Annotated in this window: 15 protein-coding genes; 10 read left to right on the top strand and 5 right to left on the bottom strand. The window is 63.9% G+C overall.

Annotated elements, in window-relative coordinates:
- Window positions 1-20 precede the first annotated feature (20 nt).
- Both F4U94_RS14255 and desA read left to right on the top strand, forming a co-directional pair.
- Complete coding sequence (locus F4U94_RS14255) at window positions 21-761, top strand: alpha/beta fold hydrolase (protein ID WP_120253435.1); 741 nt, start codon at window positions 21-23, stop codon at window positions 759-761.
- A 30-nt stretch (window positions 762-791) separates the two neighbouring features.
- Window positions 792-2,192, top strand: a complete 1,401-nt coding sequence (gene desA, locus F4U94_RS14250) for a syringate O-demethylase (protein ID WP_120252353.1) — start codon at window positions 792-794, stop codon at window positions 2,190-2,192.
- A 556-nt stretch (window positions 2,193-2,748) separates the two neighbouring features.
- On the opposite strand, the gene F4U94_RS14245 is transcribed toward desA, so the two are convergent.
- From F4U94_RS14245 to F4U94_RS25000, 3 genes are all read right to left on the bottom strand, one after another.
- On the bottom strand, window positions 2,749-3,510 hold the full coding sequence (locus tag F4U94_RS14245; protein WP_120252354.1) for an IclR family transcriptional regulator: 762 nt from the start codon (window positions 3,508-3,510) through the stop codon (window positions 2,749-2,751).
- Window positions 3,511-3,585: 75 nt separating this feature from the next.
- Window positions 3,586-3,987 carry a nuclear transport factor 2 family protein gene (locus F4U94_RS25005; protein WP_232016398.1) on the bottom strand — a complete coding sequence of 134 codons (402 nt, stop codon included), beginning with the start codon at window positions 3,985-3,987 and terminating at the stop codon, window positions 3,586-3,588.
- Complete coding sequence (locus F4U94_RS25000) at window positions 3,984-5,120, bottom strand: cobalamin-independent methionine synthase II family protein (RefSeq protein WP_120252356.1); 1,137 nt, start codon at window positions 5,118-5,120, stop codon at window positions 3,984-3,986. The genes F4U94_RS25005 and F4U94_RS25000 overlap by 4 nt, the downstream gene beginning before the upstream one ends.
- A gap of 140 nt (window positions 5,121-5,260) precedes the next feature.
- Here F4U94_RS25000 and F4U94_RS14230 point away from each other — a divergent pair, with 140 nt between their 5' ends.
- The 5 genes from F4U94_RS14230 (at window position 5,261) to F4U94_RS14210 (ending at window position 12,625) form a co-directional block, all read left to right on the top strand.
- Entirely contained in the window at window positions 5,261-5,872 is a 612-nt protein-coding gene (locus tag F4U94_RS14230; RefSeq protein ID WP_120252357.1) for a TetR/AcrR family transcriptional regulator, read from the top strand.
- Window positions 5,873-6,233: 361 nt separating this feature from the next.
- Complete coding sequence (locus F4U94_RS14225) at window positions 6,234-6,635, top strand: hypothetical protein (protein WP_120252358.1); 402 nt, start codon at window positions 6,234-6,236, stop codon at window positions 6,633-6,635.
- Window positions 6,632-7,897: an efflux RND transporter periplasmic adaptor subunit gene (locus tag F4U94_RS14220; protein WP_120252359.1), complete on the top strand. Its 1,266-nt coding sequence runs from the start codon at window positions 6,632-6,634 to the stop codon at window positions 7,895-7,897. The genes F4U94_RS14225 and F4U94_RS14220 overlap by 4 nt, the downstream gene beginning before the upstream one ends.
- A gap of 109 nt (window positions 7,898-8,006) precedes the next feature.
- Complete coding sequence (locus tag F4U94_RS14215; protein WP_120253436.1) at window positions 8,007-11,189, top strand: efflux RND transporter permease subunit; 3,183 nt, start codon at window positions 8,007-8,009, stop codon at window positions 11,187-11,189.
- Between the two features lie 11 nt (window positions 11,190-11,200).
- Entirely contained in the window at window positions 11,201-12,625 is a 1,425-nt protein-coding gene (locus tag F4U94_RS14210; RefSeq protein ID WP_120252360.1) for an efflux transporter outer membrane subunit, read from the top strand.
- Between the two features lie 12 nt (window positions 12,626-12,637).
- Here F4U94_RS14210 and F4U94_RS14205 read toward each other — a convergent pair whose 3' ends face one another.
- The gene (locus F4U94_RS14205) at window positions 12,638-13,477 is read right to left on the bottom strand and encodes a p-hydroxycinnamoyl CoA hydratase/lyase (RefSeq protein WP_197716473.1); all 840 of its coding nucleotides are present in this window, start codon (window positions 13,475-13,477) and stop codon (window positions 12,638-12,640) included.
- Between the two features lie 147 nt (window positions 13,478-13,624).
- Here F4U94_RS14205 and F4U94_RS14200 point away from each other — a divergent pair, with 147 nt between their 5' ends.
- From F4U94_RS14200 to F4U94_RS14190, 3 genes are read left to right on the top strand one after another with little or no spacing between them, the layout of a single operon-like run.
- Complete coding sequence (locus tag F4U94_RS14200) at window positions 13,625-15,163, top strand: FAD-binding oxidoreductase (protein WP_150411938.1); 1,539 nt, start codon at window positions 13,625-13,627, stop codon at window positions 15,161-15,163.
- Entirely contained in the window at window positions 15,163-15,558 is a 396-nt protein-coding gene (locus F4U94_RS14195; RefSeq protein ID WP_232016400.1) for a c-type cytochrome, read from the top strand. Before F4U94_RS14200 ends, F4U94_RS14195 begins: the two co-directional genes overlap by 1 nt.
- Entirely contained in the window at window positions 15,555-16,058 is a 504-nt protein-coding gene (locus tag F4U94_RS14190) for a hypothetical protein (RefSeq protein ID WP_120252363.1), read from the top strand. Before F4U94_RS14195 ends, F4U94_RS14190 begins: the two co-directional genes overlap by 4 nt.
- 124 nt (window positions 16,059-16,182) lie before the next feature.
- Here the strand turns inward: F4U94_RS14190 and F4U94_RS14185 are convergent, their stop codons facing one another.
- On the bottom strand, window positions 16,183-16,680 hold the full coding sequence (locus F4U94_RS14185; protein WP_120252364.1) for a nuclear transport factor 2 family protein: 498 nt from the start codon (window positions 16,678-16,680) through the stop codon (window positions 16,183-16,185).
- Window positions 16,681-16,769: the final 89 nt, after the last annotated feature.

The raw sequence follows: 16,769 nt of genomic DNA, 5'->3' as shown, positions 1-16,769 counted from the left end.
TTCGTGTAGATGAAATGTTCATGGATGCGAAATCATCAGATCGCGATCTAGGCGCGCCCCTCCTGATCCTGCCGGGATTGCTGTGCGATTCCCGCATGTTCGGCGAAACGCTGGCCGCTTTTCCCGGCAGCGCGGTTGTGGACGGTTTCTATGCCGGTTGCGATCGAATCGAGGCGATGGCCGATTATGCCATCGCCCGCATGCCTGGTCGCTGCGCCCTGCTCGGCCATTCCATGGGCGCGCGGGTCGCACTGGAAGTGATTCGCAAGGTACCCGACCGGGTCGAACGGCTGGCGCTGGTCGATACCGGCGTCCATCCGGTCAAGCCCGGCGAGCGGGAAGGGCGCTACACGCTGCGCGACCTTGGCCGCGATCAGGGCATGGCTGCGCTGGTCGCCCAATGGCTGCCGCCGATGATGGGCTTTGCCGGCCTGCGCGACGAAGCGCTGATGGACTTGCTCTATGCCATGGCGGTCGACGCTGGCCTTGCCACGTTCGAAGCGCAGATCGAGGCGCTGCTGCACCGCCCGTCAGTGGACGCGTTGCTCCCCACCATCGCCTGCCCGACCGTCGCGATCGTCGGGCGGCAGGACCAATGGTCGCCGGTCGCCCAGCATGAAGCCATCGCAGCCACGATTCCCGGCGCGCAGTTGCGTGTCGTCGAACGCGCCGGGCACATGATGCCGGCCGAAGCGCCCCGGGCCTTCCATGCCGGGATACAGGAATGGCTCGCCATGCCTGCCCATGCTCATATTTCGTAAATTTCCAAACAAGTCGAAGGAGAGGTTTGAATGACTGACAAGACCCTGCAACAGCTGCTCGATGAAAAGGGTGATATCGTCGAATTCCTGCGCAATCAGCAGGTCGGCCCCAACGCCTATCCCGGCGTGCCCGGCGAATATAGCAACTGGCGCGACGAACAGCGCAGCTGGGCGGAAAGCTCGGTTCTGTTCAACCAGAGCTTCCACATGGTCGACCTGCTCGTCACCGGCCCTGGCGCGTTCGATATGCTGGCCTATCTCGCCCCCAACAGCTTCAAGGGCTTCGTGCCGAACCGCGCCAAGCAGTTCGCCCCCGTAACCCCCGAAGGCTATGTGATCGGCGACGTCATCCTCTTCTATCTGGAAGAAGAAAAGTTCGAACTGGTCGGCCGCGCCCCCTCGATCGAATGGGTCGAATATTGGGCCTCGACCGGCAAGTGGGACGTGAAGGTGGAACGCGACGAACGCACCATCGCCCGTCCGCTCGACCAGCAGGGCTATCGCCGCAACTATCGCTTCCAGCTGCAGGGCCCGAACGCCATGCCGGTGCTGGAACAGGCGATGGGCCAGACCCCGCCGGACCTGAAATTCTTCCACATGGCGCCGATCACCATCGCCGGCGTCGAAGTGCGCGCGCTGCGTCACGGCATGGCCGGCCAGCCGGGTTACGAGCTGTTTGGTCCCTGGGAAGATTATGACACCGTTCGCAACGCGCTCATCGAAGCGGGCAAGGATTATGGCCTGACCCTCTGCGGCGGCCGTACCTATTCGTCCAACACGCTGGAATCGGGCTGGATCCCCTCGCCGCTGCCCGCCACCTACACCGGCGAAGGCTCGAAGGGCTTCCGTGAATGGATCGGCGCCAACAGCTATGAAGGCAAATGCTCGCTCGGCGGCAGCTTCGTCTCCGACAAGATCGAGGATTATTATCTGAACCCCTGGGAGCTGGGCTATGGCATCATGGTCAAGTTCGATCATGAATTCGTCGGCCGCGAAGCGCTGGAAAAGATCAAGGATCAGCCTCATCGCCAGAAGGTGACGCTGGCCCTCGACAATGAGGATATCGTCCGCGTCATGAGCTCCATGCTCCAGACCGGCGACAAGGCGAAGTTCCTGGAATTCCCCAGCGCCGTCTATTGCATGCACCCCTATGACGCGGTGCTCAAGGACGGCAAGACCGTCGGCCTGTCGACCTGGATCGGCTACACCATCAACGCCGGCCGCTTCCTGGCGCTGGCGATGGTCGATGCCGAGTTCGCCGCGCCCGGCACCGAAGTGACCTTGCTGTGGGGCGAACCCGATGGCGGCACGAGCAAGCCGACCGTCGAACGCCATGTGCAGACCGAAATCAAGGCGATCGTCTCCTCGGTCCCCTATTCGGAAGCCGCGCGCGACAATTATGCCGACGGCTGGCGCACCAAGGCCGCCTGATCGGCTAATCTATACCCGAGCGGGGTTGGAGCGGGGGATGCCGGAAGGCGTCCCCCGTTTTCGTTTGCTTCATAGTCGTCACCCCAGCGAAGGCTGGGGTCTCAGGCGGCAGTAAAGGAAGGCCAGCCGCCTCGCACTGTCCGTTCACGCAGCGCATCCATGCCTGAGATCCCAGCCTTCGCTGGGATGACGGCATAGAATTGGGGGCGTTTGCCATCCATGCAAACGAGCCATTCGCACCCGTTCCACACAAGCCTTCCAATGTAGGATAATAGCTGATCTATCCTGACGAATGGATCACAGCTCCGACCCGTCCTGCATCCCCGCGTATCCGGACCCTATAGGGTGCGGTCCTGCCGCATTCCGGTCGCCTTTATGTCGCGTGACTGGCGCGCGATCGTCGCGCATCCGTCGCGTCGTTGTCACCCACGCGGCGCGACACCGGCGCATTGCAGACGCTTGGGGAACGCTTCGCGAGCGCTTTACGCCCATATACCCCTGCAACGGTGTGAATTTCGGCTGTCGCCAAGTTGTGGCGCCAGTATCGCACCCTCTCTCAGACGGCAGGCATCTCCGCCGCCGCGAACAGGCTGACGGCCTGCTCCAGCTTGGCGATGGTCCGCCCCTCCACCTCGGCGGTGAAGCGCGGGACGGGGATGGCCAGCGCGAAGGCGCCGACCGCTTCGCCGTCGATCACCACCGCTATGCCCAGGCCGCAAATGCCCGGCGTATATTCCTCCCGCGTGCGGCCGATGCCGGTCGCGCGGATCTCTGCCAGTTCGGCGCGCAATTGCGCCACATCGACGATGCTGCTGGGGGTAAAGCGTTCCAGCGGCGTCTGTGCGAAATAGGCGTCCAACTCCGCGTCGCTCAGGTGAGCGAGCAGCGCCTTGCCCGCCGCCAGGCAATGGAGCGGGCTGCGCGTTCCCACGCTGATCGAATAGCGCAGCGACTGTTCCGCCGTCTCGGTGACGATCGCCTCCAGCAACCAGCCGTCGCGCACGAAGAAGGACGCCGTCTCGTTGATCTGCAAGCGCAGCGACTTGACCAGCGGCCGGACCTTGTCGGCCAGCGACATGGCGACGCGGGGCGAGGCCAGCCGTTCCAGCGCCGGGCCGGGCAAATATCGCCGCCCTTCGCGCGCCAGATAGTGACGTTCCACCAAGGTTGCGAGCAGGTAGGACAGGCTGCTGACCGGAATGGCCAGGCCCGCCGCAATCTCCTGCGCGACGACGCCGGCCGGCCGCGCGACGACATATTCGATGATGTCGATGGTGCGCATCGCCGATTTGACGGTGGACGGCGTGGTCCCATTCATGGTCGGCGATACCCCTTATTATCGGAGCGATTTCGAGCCGGACCGGAGTGTCCGGCGGCTCGGAAATCGCGGCAACTAAAATGTCAGGCTACCGCGCCTTTCGGCAAAGCGCCATTCCCCCTCTACCGCCACGAAACGGTCGTGAAAGCTGCCGACTTTAGGCGCTCCATCGCCCGTGAACAACAGCATAGCGCTTTCGCCGATCGCTTCGCCTTCGCTCACCACGTCGATCACCACATTGGAACAGACATGCCGCGTGGTCCGCGCCGGGCGGGAGAGGAAGGCGGCCAGGATGGCGTCCCGCCCCACGATCCATGCGTCGGGCGCGGTCGGGCGCGCCATGCGGCCATCCTGCGCGTAGAGCGCCGCGACGTCCGCCCAGCGCCCGGCATCGTTCAAATTGGCGTAGAGCGCGACCAGCCGGGCGCAATCCTGCTCGATCGCGCGGCGCTGCTCCTGCGTCACATCGCTGCTCACAGGCGCGCGTCCGCCAGATCCGCACCGGCGCGCAGCGACCGCAGCTTCTTCCACGTCACGGCCGGGTCTATCTTGCCATATCCGGCGAAGGTGCCGAAGCCGCAATCGGTGCTGGCGATCACCCGGTCCTTGCCGACGATGCCGGCAAAACGCTCGATCCGCTGAGCGATCAGTTCGGGATGCTCGACATAGTTGGAACAGGTATCGATCAGGCCGGGGGCAAGGATTTTGTCGTCGGGCAGCACACCGCGCTGCGCCGCATCGCGCCAGACCGTCCATTCATGCTCGTGGCATGGATTGGCACCCTCGAACAGCACGGTTGCCGGCCGCGCAGCCAGCACGATATCGATCACCTTCTCTAGCGGAATGTCATGATCGTGCGGCCCTTCATAATTGCCCCAGCAAATATGCATCCGCATCCGGTCCGCCGGGATATTGGCGGTCGCGGCATTGAGCGCCTCGACATTCGCCGCCGCGATCCTGATGAATTCCTCGTCGCTCGCATCCTGATAACCGGTGTGGCGCGACATGGCGAGGTCGGGGCAATCGAGTTGCAGGTCGAACCCGGCCGCCACGATCGTCTCATATTCCTCGCGCATGGCATCGACCAGGTCGGCCAGATAGGCGTCGTGGCTCGGATAATGGCGATTGACCTGAAAGGCGGTGATCAGGCCGGGCGAGGCGGCGTTCATGAAGGCGCGCGTGCCCGGATGGTCGGCCAGCGCCGTCTTGAACCGGCGAATATCCTCATGCAGCGGATCGAGCGTCACCAGCTTCACCGGCCCGATGCAGGAAGCGCGGGTGAATTCTTGCGAACCCATGATCGCCGCCAGCTTCTGCCGCAACGCCGGCAGCGGCGCGAGGTCGGCCGCGACCTTGCGATCGATATGACCGCCAAAGCCCGACAGCCGCTCGATCATATAGGTGGAATAGCCGACCTTCCCCAATTCGCCGTCGCTGACGATCGACACGCCCGCCGCAATCTGCGCCGTCACTGCGTCCGACACCGCTTGCTGAACGGTCGTGTCGAACAGCGCCGCGTCATAAGCTTCGCCCTTGTCGCGGGCCAGCAGCAACGGGGTCAACGCATCGCCGCGCGGCAGGCTGCCGACATGGGTGGTGGCTATGGACATGGCGTATTCACTCTCCCTAAGATGGGGAGAATATCTGCCACATGTTCGCAAATATGGATATATCATAAATGTGAATTTAATGGCGGTGGAGGGCACCCTTATCTGGACAAAGCCGCGACTCTCACTATATACCGCTCGGTATGAAAATGGCAGCCGAACCCGTAACGAGAGGACGCCCCCGGGAATTCGATCCCGAGGAAGCCCTGTCGGCTGCGCTCCAGGTTTTCTGGACGCGCGGTTATGAAGGTGCGTCACTGGCCGAACTGACCGACGCCATGGGCATCACCAAGCCCAGCCTCTATGCCTGTTTCGGCAACAAGGAAGCGCTGTTCCACAAGGCGCTCGACCTCTATGAGCGCGACAAGCTCTGCTACATGCGCTCCGCGTTGCAGGAACCGACGGCGCGTGGCGTGGCAGAGCGGCTGTTGCGCGGCACTTTGCAGATCCAGACCGGCGGCAACGACCCGCGTGCCTGCCTTGGCGTGATCAGCATGGTCGCCTGCACGACCCAGGCGGAATCGATCAAGAGCGACGTGATTGCGCGTCGCGCCTCGTCCGACAAGGCGTTGGTCGAGCGGCTGGAGCGCGCCAAGGCGGAGGGCGACCTGCCCGTCGGCATCGAACCGGCGGCGCTTGCCACATATCTGACCGCCGTCATTCAGGGCATGGGCGTGCAGGCCAGCGGTGGCGCATCGCCGCAGCAGCTGGAGCAACTGGTGGAAACCACCATGGCGATGTGGCCGACCACCTGACCTGAACCTGCGTAAAACCGCGCATTCAGCCGCAATTCAGAAAAAATTACCAAGCGGTACAGAAAGCGGTTGACGAAAAGGTGCTTCGGATTATATACCGATAAGTATGAAATCCGGTCGAGGCATCTGCCTCCAAGGAGGCAACATGAAAAATATTGTCCTAAGCTAAGTTTCTAAGCTTGGTGGCGCGCTTCGTCTCGCCATCTGCACCATCATCATCGTCTGGCCATAGGGGTCGGGGCATCGCTCCGGCACGGATGGCTTGTGCATTCCCGCGGCCGCCACCGGTTCGGGAGAGTATCGCGTGCGCCCGCAGATGGTGTTCGCGGCCGGGTCTGCACGCAAATAGGGGTTTGAAACCATGGCCTATATCGATTTCGCCCAGCCGCTGCCTGCGGTTGGGGACGGCATCTCCTTGCCTGCGATCCGCGACCGGATCAAAGCTGTCGCCACCGGCTTTTCGTCGATGGAATGGCAGATCGTGCGTCTGGCGCAGACCGATGGCCTCGCTTCCCTGCGGGAGCCGGGTCGCTGGTCGCGTTTCAAGACATTGCTCTTTGGCCCGCAGCCGCATTTCAAACTGGCGGACACCAAGCTGGAGGCGCTGCGCCGCCTGGCCGTGGAGGCTTGGCATGAAGGCTTCGCCGTCCGTCCATCCGCCATCCGAGACTTCCGCGAGGCGGGGTTTAGCGAGGGACAGCTGGAAACATTGCTGTCCGCCGTCACCGCCGCCCGTCGCACCATCAAAGGGAAATATCCATGAACATGATCGCAAAGATCGACACTGATACGCAGGCCAGCGAAGTCGGTTCCGACGGCACGGCACGCCGCTGGCGCGGCCGGCACTTGGCCTGGGCCGCTTTGGGCATCGTCGTGCTGGGTGGGGCCAGCTGGAAATATTGGGGTCAGACGGAGGCGCAGGCCTCCGCCGCGCCGCTGGCGGCTGTCGGCGTATCCGCGCCGCTCGCCCGCAGCGTGACCCAGTGGGACGATTATGTCGGCCGCTTCGCCCCCAGCCAGACGGTGGAAATCCGCCCGCGCGTATCGGGCGCCGTCACCGCCATCCATTTCCGCGACGGCGATTTCGTGCGTCAGGGGCAATTGCTCTTCACCATCGACCAGCGCCCTTTCCAGGCGGCTCTGGCCGAAGCGCGGGCAAGCAGCGCGTCGGCCCGCAGCGCCTTGCTGCTGGCGCAAAATGACTATGCCCGCGTCCAGCGGCTGAGCGGCGACGACGCCGTGTCGGCCAGCGAAGTGGACTCGCTGCGCTCGCGCCTTCAGGCGGCACAAGCCGCCTTGGCCGGCGCGCAGGCCCGCGAACGCAGCCGCGCGCTGGACGTCGAATTTACGCAGGTCCGTGCGCCCATTTCCGGGCGGGTTTCCGACCGCCGTGTCGACATCGGCAATCTGGTGGCCGGCGCGGAAGGTAGTGGCGCGACCCTGTTGACCACGGTCAACAAGCTTGATCCCATCTATTTCAACTTCGACGCGTCCGAAGCGCTCTATCTCAAATCGCAGCGCGACAAGGATAATGGCGGCGCGGTCGAGGTACGGTTGCAGGACGAAGCGGCCTATAATCATCAGGGCCGGCTCGACTTCACCGACAATGGCCTTGATCCGCGGTCGGGCACGATCCGCATCCGTGCGGTGTTCGACAATCCGGGCAATTTCCTGACCCCCGGCCTGTTCGGCAATATGCGTCTGGCCAATGGCGGCAAGGCCAATGCCCTGCTGGTCCCGGATGAGGCGATCCAGTCCGATCAGGCACGCAAAACCGTGCTGGTGGTGGACAAGGACAGCAATGTCGCGGTCAAGCCGGTCGAACTCGGCCCGATCGTCGATGGGCTGCGCATCATCCGATCGGGGCTTGTGCCCACGGATCGGGTGATCGTGGCCAACCTTCAGGCCGCGATGCCCGGCGCCAAGGTAGCGGTGAAGCCGGCAACGATCCGGCCGGCCCCCGCGCCGGTCACGCCGGTCGACAGCGCGGCGCCGATAGCCGCGCAGGCGACCTTCGCCCGATAAATCTGACCCCACCCTTCACACGGGAGGGGCCAATCAAACAGAATCCCTGCCCGTGATCCGGCCCCTGCCGGATCGCGCGGCATCCCTTTCGCTCGCAAAGGACGATCCGATGCGCTTCTCCCGTTTCTTCATCGACCGGCCGATCTTCGCCGCCGTCATCGCGGTGGTCATCACCGTGGTCGGCGCGCTCGCCTTTATCGGCCTGCCGGTGTCCCAATATCCCGATATCGTGCCCCCCACGGTCACGGTGTCCGCCCAATATCCCGGCGCATCGGCGGAAACGGTCGCATCGACCGTGGCCGCGCCGATCGAACAGGAGATCAACGGCGTCGACGACATGCTCTATCAGAGCAGCCAGTCGACCGGCGATGGCAAGGTCGTCATCACCGTCACCTTCAAGATCGGTACCGACCTCGACGCCGCGCAGGTGCTGGTGCAGAACCGCGTCGCCGTCGCCACGCCGCGCCTGCCCGAAGAGGTGCAGCGTCTGGGCGTCGTCACGCGCAAGACCACGCCCGAATTCCTGATGGTCGTGAATTTGCAGTCGCCCGACGGCACGTTCGACCGCGATTATATCTCCAACTATGCGCTGACGCAGGTGCGTGACCGGCTCGCCCGTCTGGACGGTGTGGGCGATGTGCAGATGTTCGGCGCGCGCGACTATGCGATGCGCGTCTGGATCGATCCCGACCGTGCCGCCGCGCTCGACCTGACGGCCGGCGAAGTCGTGTCCGCGCTGCGGGCGCAGAACGTCCAGGTTTCGGCCGGCTCCATCGGTCAGCCTCCTTATGACCGTGGCGAAGCCTTCCAGCTTGGCGTGGAAATGCAGGGACGCCTCAACACGCCCGAACAATTTTCCAACATCGTCATCCGCACCGACGCCACCGGTCATCAGGTCCGCGTCAGCGATGTCGCGCGCGTCGAACTGGGCGCGCAGGATTATGGCACCAACACCTATCTGTCGAACAAGCCCACCGTCGTTATCGCGACGATGCAGCGCCCCGGCTCCAACGCGCTCGACGCGGCGGAGAAGGTGAAGGCGGAGATGGAGCAATTGTCCAAGCGCTTCCCCAAGGGCCTGGAATATAGCATCATCTACAACCCGACCGAATTTATCAGCCAGTCGATCGACGCCGTCTATCACACGCTGATCGAAGCGGTGCTGCTGGTCGTCCTCGTCATCCTCGTCTTCCTGCAAAACTGGCGCGCGGCGATCATCCCGATCATCGCCATTCCGGTGTCGCTGATCGGCACGGCGGCGATTCTTGCCGGGCTTGGTTATTCCCTCAACAATCTGTCGCTCTTCGGCCTGGTCCTCGCCATCGGCATCGTCGTCGACGACGCCATCGTCGTGGTCGAAAATGTCGAGCGCAATATCGAGAATGGCATGTCGCCGCTGGAGGCCGCGCGCGTCTCCATGGATGAAGTGTCGACTGCCCTGATCGCGATCGTGCTGGTGCTTTGCGCGGTGTTCGTGCCGACTTTGTTCATCACCGGCATTTCCGGCGCCTTCTATCAGCAATTCGCCGTCACCATCTCGACCGCGACCGTGATCTCGCTGATCCTCTCGCTTACCTTGTCGCCGGCCGCCGCCGCTCTCCTGCTCAAGGAAAAGCACGGGGCCCGCGACCGCAGCGGCGATCCGGTCTGGCGGCAGAAGCTGGGCAAGGCTGCCGATGCGTTCAACACCGGCTTTGACCGGATGAGCGCGGGCTATGGCCGCCTCACCCGTTTTCTCGTGGCTCGTCCAAAGAAGATGCTGCTGACCTATGCCGGTCTGATCGCGGCCACGATCGCCCTCTTTTGGGTGACGCCTGGCGGCTTCATCCCGGCGCAGGATCAGGGCTATTTTCTGGCTGTGGTGCAGCTGCCCTCCGGCGCCTCGCTCGAGCGCACCGACAAGGTGGCCCGCGAAGTCGCGGCGAAGATCCTGCCGATCAAGGGGCTGCGCGGCGCGGTGATGTTCGCCGGCTTCCACGGTCCCTCGCAGACGCAGGCCCCCAACAGCGCGGCGATCTACTTCCCCTTCAAGAGCTTTGCCGAACGCAAGGAGGAGGGCGCCACCTATGCCGGCATCATGGAGCAGGCGAACAAGGCGGTCGCCGGCTATGACAAGGCGCGCATCCTGCTCGTTCCCCCGCCGCTCATCCAGGGCATCGGGTCGGCCGGCGGCTATCGCGTTATGCTGGAGGATCGCGAGGATCGCGGTTATGCCGAACTCAACAAGGTCGCCAATGATCTGATCGCCAAGGCGAACCAGACACCCAGCCTCGCCATGGTCTACACCCTATTCGACGTCGGCACGCCGCGCGTCTATGCGGACGTTGATCGGCGCAAGGCCGACCTGCTGGGCGTGCCGCCCGAGCGCATCTTCGAAGCGATGCAGGTCTATCTGGGGTCGTCCTTCGTCAACGACTTCAACCTGCTGGGTCGCACCTATCGCGTGACCGCGCAGGCCGATGCAGAGCATCGCGGCACGGTGGCGGATATCGCAAACCTGAAAACCCGGTCGAACAGCGGCCAGATGGTACCGATCGGCTCCGTCTCCACCTTCAAGGACAAGACCGGTCCCTATCGCGTGGTCCGCTACAATCTGCTGCCGGCGGTGGAAATCGACGGTGACACGGCGCCGGGCTATTCCTCGGGCCAGTCGCTCGCCACGATGGAAAAGCTCGCCGACGCGGCCCCGGCCGGTTACGCCAGCGAATGGACCGGCGTCGCCTATCAGCAGGTCAGCGCGGGTAACACCGCAGGTCTGGTGTTCGGCATGGCGGTCTTTTTCGTCTTCCTGGTGCTGGCGGCGCAATATGAAAGCCTGACGCTGCCGCTTTCGATCATCCTGATCGTGCCGATGTGCCTGTTCGCGGCCATGCTGGGCGTGAACCTGCGGGGGATGGACAATAATATCCTCACGCAGATCGGTCTGGTCGTCTTGATCGCCCTTGCCGCGAAGAATGCCATTCTGGTGGTTGAATTCGCCAAGCAGGCGGAGGAAGAACAGGGGCTTTCACCGATCGAGGCTGCCGTTCAGGCTGCGCAGACCCGTCTGCGTCCGATCCTGATGACCAGCTTCGCCTTCATCCTGGGCGCCGTACCGCTGGTGATAGCCACCGGGGCCGGTGCGGAACTGCGGCAGGCGCTGGGTACGGCCGTCTTCTTCGGCATGGCCGGTGTGACCGCCTTCGGCCTGCTCTTCACCCCCACCTTCTATGTCGTGTGCCGCGCGCTGGGCGATCGTTTCGCCCGTCGTCGGCCGGGACAGGCTGAACCTGCGTTGCAGCCGGCCGAATAAGGACAAAAGCCATGACAAGGAACTTCATCGCTTTGCTGCTCGGCGCCAGTGCGCTCACGGCCTGCGCCGCCGGGCCGGACTATAAGGCGCCCGCCACCCCGGCCACAGCCGCCGCTCCCTTCATCGGAGCGGCGAGTCCGGCGGCCAATCCGACCGTCAGCGCCGCAGCCGCGCAGGATCATTGGTGGACGCTCTATGGCGATCCGCTGCTCGACACGCTGGTCATCGACGCGCTCGCCGCCAACACCGACATTAGGGTGGCGGTGGCGCGGATCGAGCGGGCACGCTCTTCGCTGCGCGGCGCGAAATCGGATCGCCTGGCCCAGACCAGCCTGGGCGCGTCCGAAACCTACAACCGCACCTCGGCGGCCCAATCCTTGCCCGGCCTCGACCGGGAAAATTGGGTCTTCGATAGCGGCCTCGACATCAGCTATGAAGTCGATCTGTTCGGCCGGGTGAAACGCGGCGTGGAAGCGGCACGCGGCGATTATGCCGCGGCGCAGGCGGACGCTGACGGCGTGCGCGTGGCGGTGATCGCGGACACGGTGCGTGCCTATCTGGACGTCACCGCCACATCGGAACGGCTGGCGGTGGCGCAGCGCACGGTCGGCCTGCTCGACCAGTCGATCCGCATCACCGGCGCCCGGTTCGAGGCTGGCCGGTCGGATCGGCTGGACGTCATCCGCGTGACGACTCTGCGCGACCAGCAGAAGGCGACGATCCCCGCGCTGGCGGCCGATCGCGATGCGGCTTTGTTCCGCCTTGCGACCCTCACCGGCCGCACGCCGCAGCAATTGCCCGATACGGTCCGCGCCGCGACCCGGACCCCGCAATTGTCGCAGCCGATCCCTGTCGGTGACGGCCAGGCCCTATTGGCACGGCGGCCCGACGTGCGCGCGGCGGAACGGCGGCTTGCGGCCGACACCGCACGTATTGGCGTGGCGACGGCGGATCTCTATCCCCGCATCTCGCTTGGCGCATCGGTCGGCAGCACGGCGCTGGGTGGCGGCAATTTGTTCGGTGGGGGACCATTGAACTGGGTGCTGGGACCGCTCATCAGCTGGGCCTTCCCCAATCAGGAGGCGATCCGTGCACGGATCGGCGCGGCGAAGGCGGACGGCGAAGCCTCACTCGCCACCTTCGACGGCACGGTTTTGCAGGCGCTGGAGGAAACCGAGCGGGCTTTGTCCGCCTATGCCCATGCGATCGAGCGGGCGCAGACCTTGAGTGCCGCGCGGGATGAAGCAGCCCGCGCCGCCCGGATCAGCCTTGCCCGGCAACGGGAAGGCCAGATCGATTTCCTGACCGTACTGGATGCGCAGCGGACACTCGCCAGCGCAGAGGCCGATCTGGCGACGGCGACCCGCGCGGTGTCCTTTGCCCAGGTCGATCTGTTCCGCGCTTTGGGCGGTGGATGGGGTCAGGCCTCGGCCTGACCCCAAACAGCATCAGGCCGAGGTCTTCGCCTTGCTTAGATCATAGCTGCCCAGACCCGGCTTGTAGCTTTTTTCATCGATAAACTGGCGGATGCCTTCCTTGCGGCCTTCGCTCTTGTCATGGAAGTTGGCGGCTTCCTGCATACGGACCAGATAATCCTCGGCTTCGTCATAGGTCATGGTGCCGACGCGGCGGACGGCATCCTTGGCGAATTTCAACGCCACCGGATTCTTCTTCAGCAGCATTTCGGCCACTTGCGTAGTGCGGGTCTTCAACTGGTCCAGCGGCACGCTTTCATTGACCAGCCGCATGGTCGCCGCCGCCTTGCCGTCGATCAGGTCGCCCGTCAGCGTCAGCCACATGGCGTCGCGCATGGGGAGCAGGTCGACCACTACCTTGGTCACGCCGCCGCCCGGCAAAATGCCCCAGTTGATTTCGGACAGGCCGAACTGCGCCTCATCCGCGCAAATGGCGAGGTCGCAGGCGAAGAGCGGGCCGAAACCGCCCCCGAAGCACCAGCCATTGACCATGGCGATGGTGGGCTTGTGATACCAGCGCAGGCGACGGAACCAGCCATAGCTTTCCGCCTGCGACTTGCGCACGCCGCGCAGACCCAGCGCTTCGGTTTCGCGGAAATATTCCTTCAGATCCATGCCGGCCGACCAGGACGTGCCTTCGCCGCCCAGCACCAGCACGCCGACATCGTCGCGATATTCCAGTTCGTCCAGAACCTCCATCATGCGACGGTTGAGCGTCGGGCTCATCGCGTTGCGCTTGGCCGGTCGGGCGAAATTCACCCAGGCGATACGGTTTTCGACATGTACCGAAACGACGTCCTGCTCTTCCATCATCCTGCTCCTCGATATGTATCATTGGCATACAATCTGACAGGGCAGGCAGGCAAGCGCTTTTTACAGCTTCGCTTGACAAGTCCGCTCGCGCTTCAGATAATAACGATCGTTATTAAGGCGCCGGCTCGATCGGCGAAGTGAGGTGGGATGAATGAGAAGGGCCAGATAGCGCCGGCCACGATCGCGGCCTTTGCAGCGATCGTCGGCAAGGATCATGTCTTCTTCGCGGAGGAGGATCAGGCGAGCTATCAGGACAAATTCGCCATCGACGACGCCCGTCATCACCCCGCCGGCGCGGTCGCGCCTGCCACGGTGGACGAGATTCAGGCGATCGTCCGGATCGCGTCGGACCGCGGCATCGCCCTCTGGCCGATCAGCCGGGGCAAGAATCTGGGCTATGGCGGTTCCGCCCCGCTACTGGCCGGGTCGGTGGTGCTCGACCTCAGCCGGATGAAGAAGATCGACTATGATGAGGCGAACGGCACGGTGCTGCTGGAGCCGGGGGTTGGTTTCTATGATCTCTACGACTTCCTGAAATCCAAGGGCATGAAGCATTGGCTGTCGGTGCCCGGCAATAGCTGGGGATCGGTGGTCGGCAATGCGCTGGATCGCGGCATGGGCTATACCCCCTATGGCGAACATGCGACCCGCATCTGCGGCATAGAGGCGGTGATGGCGGATGGCCTGGTCGTGCGCACCGGCATGGGCGCTCTGGACGGTGCGCCGACCTGGCAGCTGTATCGCTTCGGCTTTGGCCCCGGCTGGGGCCAGATGTTCGTCCAGTCCAATTTCGGCATCGTCACCAAAATGGGCCTGTGGCTGATGCCTGCGCCGGAATCGCTGATGGGCATGGATCTGGAGTTTGAGAGGCCTGAGGATCTGGGGCCGCTGATCGACGCGATCGCGCCGCTCCGCCGCGAAGGGCTGTTGCAGCAGTCGCCGACCATCGGCAACTGGCTTCGCGCTGCCGCCGTTGTCACGACCCGCGACCAGTGGACCGACAAGCCCGGCGCGCTGCCTGACGATGTGATCGCGGCGATCCGCAAGAAATTCAACGTCGGCTGGTGGGGCGTGAGCCTGCGTCTGTACGGCCGGGAATCGGTCAACAAGGCGGCCTATGCGATCCTGGAGCAGGAACTGGGCAAGCTCAAACCCATGTCGCTGCGCCCTACGGTCTGGAAGACGGGTGAGCCGCTGGAGGCGACCGGCTGGACCGGTACGCCGCTCACCATGCCGATGCAGAATGCCAACTGGCATGGCGGGCGCGGCGGGCATATCGGTTTCTCGCCGATCCTGCCGCAATCGGGCGCGGCGGCGCAGGCCCAGTTTCAGCGCACATACGCCCGCTACAAGGAATATGGCATGGATTATCAGGCCAGCTTCGCCTTTGGCGAGCGCCACCTCATCAACGTCAACGCCGTGCTGATCAACAAGGATGATCCCGATCTGATGGGCCGGGTCGATCCCTTCCTCAAACATCTGATCGCGGACGCGAAGGCGCAGGGCTATGGCGAATATCGCACTCATCTCGATTATATGGACGCGGTCGCGGGCACCTATGATTTTAACAAGGGTGCACTAGGGCAGCTCAACCGCAAGGTGAAGGACGCGCTCGATCCCAAGGGGGTGATCGCGCCGGGCAAGAGCGGCATCTGGCCCAGCAGCCATGCAGGAGGGCAGGGCTGATGCGCCAGGGGATGATCGCGCTGTCGGGGGCCGCACTGATATTGGCGGGCGCCGCCTGCGGCCGGGCGAGCGAGGCGCCGACGCCAGCGCCCAAAGGGCCGCCGCCCTTGCCCGCTCCTGAAACTCTGTCGTCGCGGCCGCAAGCTGCTCCGGGCGAAAAGCTGTATCTCGAAAAATGCGCCATGTGCCACGGGCCGGGTGGCATGGGGACGGGACTGCTGGCGCGCCGAACGGAGCAACCCTTGTTGGAGAAGCGCACCGACCTGACCGCCGACTATGTCGTGCAGGCCGCGCGCATGGGCATCGGCAATATGCCCGCCATCCCTCGCGGGGAGGTCAGCGACGCCGACCTGCAACTGATCGCGCAGCACCTGGCCAAGGGCGCCAAGCCATGAGCGACCTGTCGCGACGCGGCTTTCTGGCAAGCGCGGCTATCGCATCGGCGGCGCTGGCGAGCGGACGGGCGGAGGCGGCAACGGTGCCGCTCCTGTTACACGATCCTGAACTGGCGGCCGGTCGCCGCTTCGCTGCCCGTGCGCAATGGCTCGGGGCACAGCCCGTGGCGCTGGCGGGCGATCGGGTGCGGCAGATGCAGGCTTTGCTCGTTTCTGCACCGGCTGCGATCTTCGCCGTGACACGGCGGAGCGACGAATTATTGGTCGGTGAAATTGCGGCGGAAGCGGGATATCGTCGCATGGCGCTGGTGCGCCACGATAAGGGGCGTATGACTGCAAATTGTGCATCTGACGGCGCTGTCGTTGCCAGATTGGCGTACCTTTCCGGCGCAGCATGGCCGGAAGCCTTTGCCGAACTGGCGCTGGACAAGGCCGGTGAGTGTGCTGCGGCGTCGGACAGCCGGACGATGCCAGCGTTCAGTTGGGTGATGGTAAAATAGCATATTCTTTCCTCCGTTCGGGCTGAGCCTGTCGAAGCCCCGTTCTTCTTCGCAATCTTGGAAGAAAGAACAGTCCTTCGACAGGGTCAGGACGAGCGGCTCTTATGGAAAGCGTGATGCCCAATTACCGCCGGATAATCAGCGACTCCGGCCGTTTGCGCGGCACCCATTCGCCGCGACCGGGGAAATTCTTCAGCACTTCGCCATCCCACAGCCGCACCGTGCGGCGATGGAAGCGCCACTGGCCGTCGTCGCCCTTCACCGCATGATCGTCATACCAGCCGGCAAAGCGCAGCAGATAGGGCGGCTCGCCCTCGCACTCCGTCACGAAGGCGAAGGATCGCATCGTGCAGCTACCGTCCTCCTGCGCTGTATATTGGGTTTGGGTCACATGATGCTGACGCCCCGGAAAGCCCGGCGCGTTGCGATAATGTTCGGCGATGCCGCGAATCCCTTCATGCCCTTCCCAGATGTCGGGATCATCAAACACCTCCTCCACCATGCGCGCGTCCGGCGTGAAACAGGCGACCAGCCCGTCGACATCGCCGGTATCCAGCGCCCAGCTATAGGCGGCGATCAGGTCTTGCAGCGCGATCCTGTCCTCGATCGGAAGGGAAGGCATGATAGTCACTCTCCTTTGGTCTTGGCCTGTGTTTCTATGACTTGACGCAATAATAACATTCGTTACGATTATCTGCAACAAGACGATAG

The sequence above is a fragment of the Sphingobium limneticum genome, assembly GCF_008710155.1.
GTDB lineage: Bacteria > Pseudomonadota > Alphaproteobacteria > Sphingomonadales > Sphingomonadaceae > Sphingobium > Sphingobium limneticum.
The sequence above is the reverse complement of the archived record's forward strand: the minus strand, read 5'-3'. Positions and strand labels throughout refer to the sequence as shown.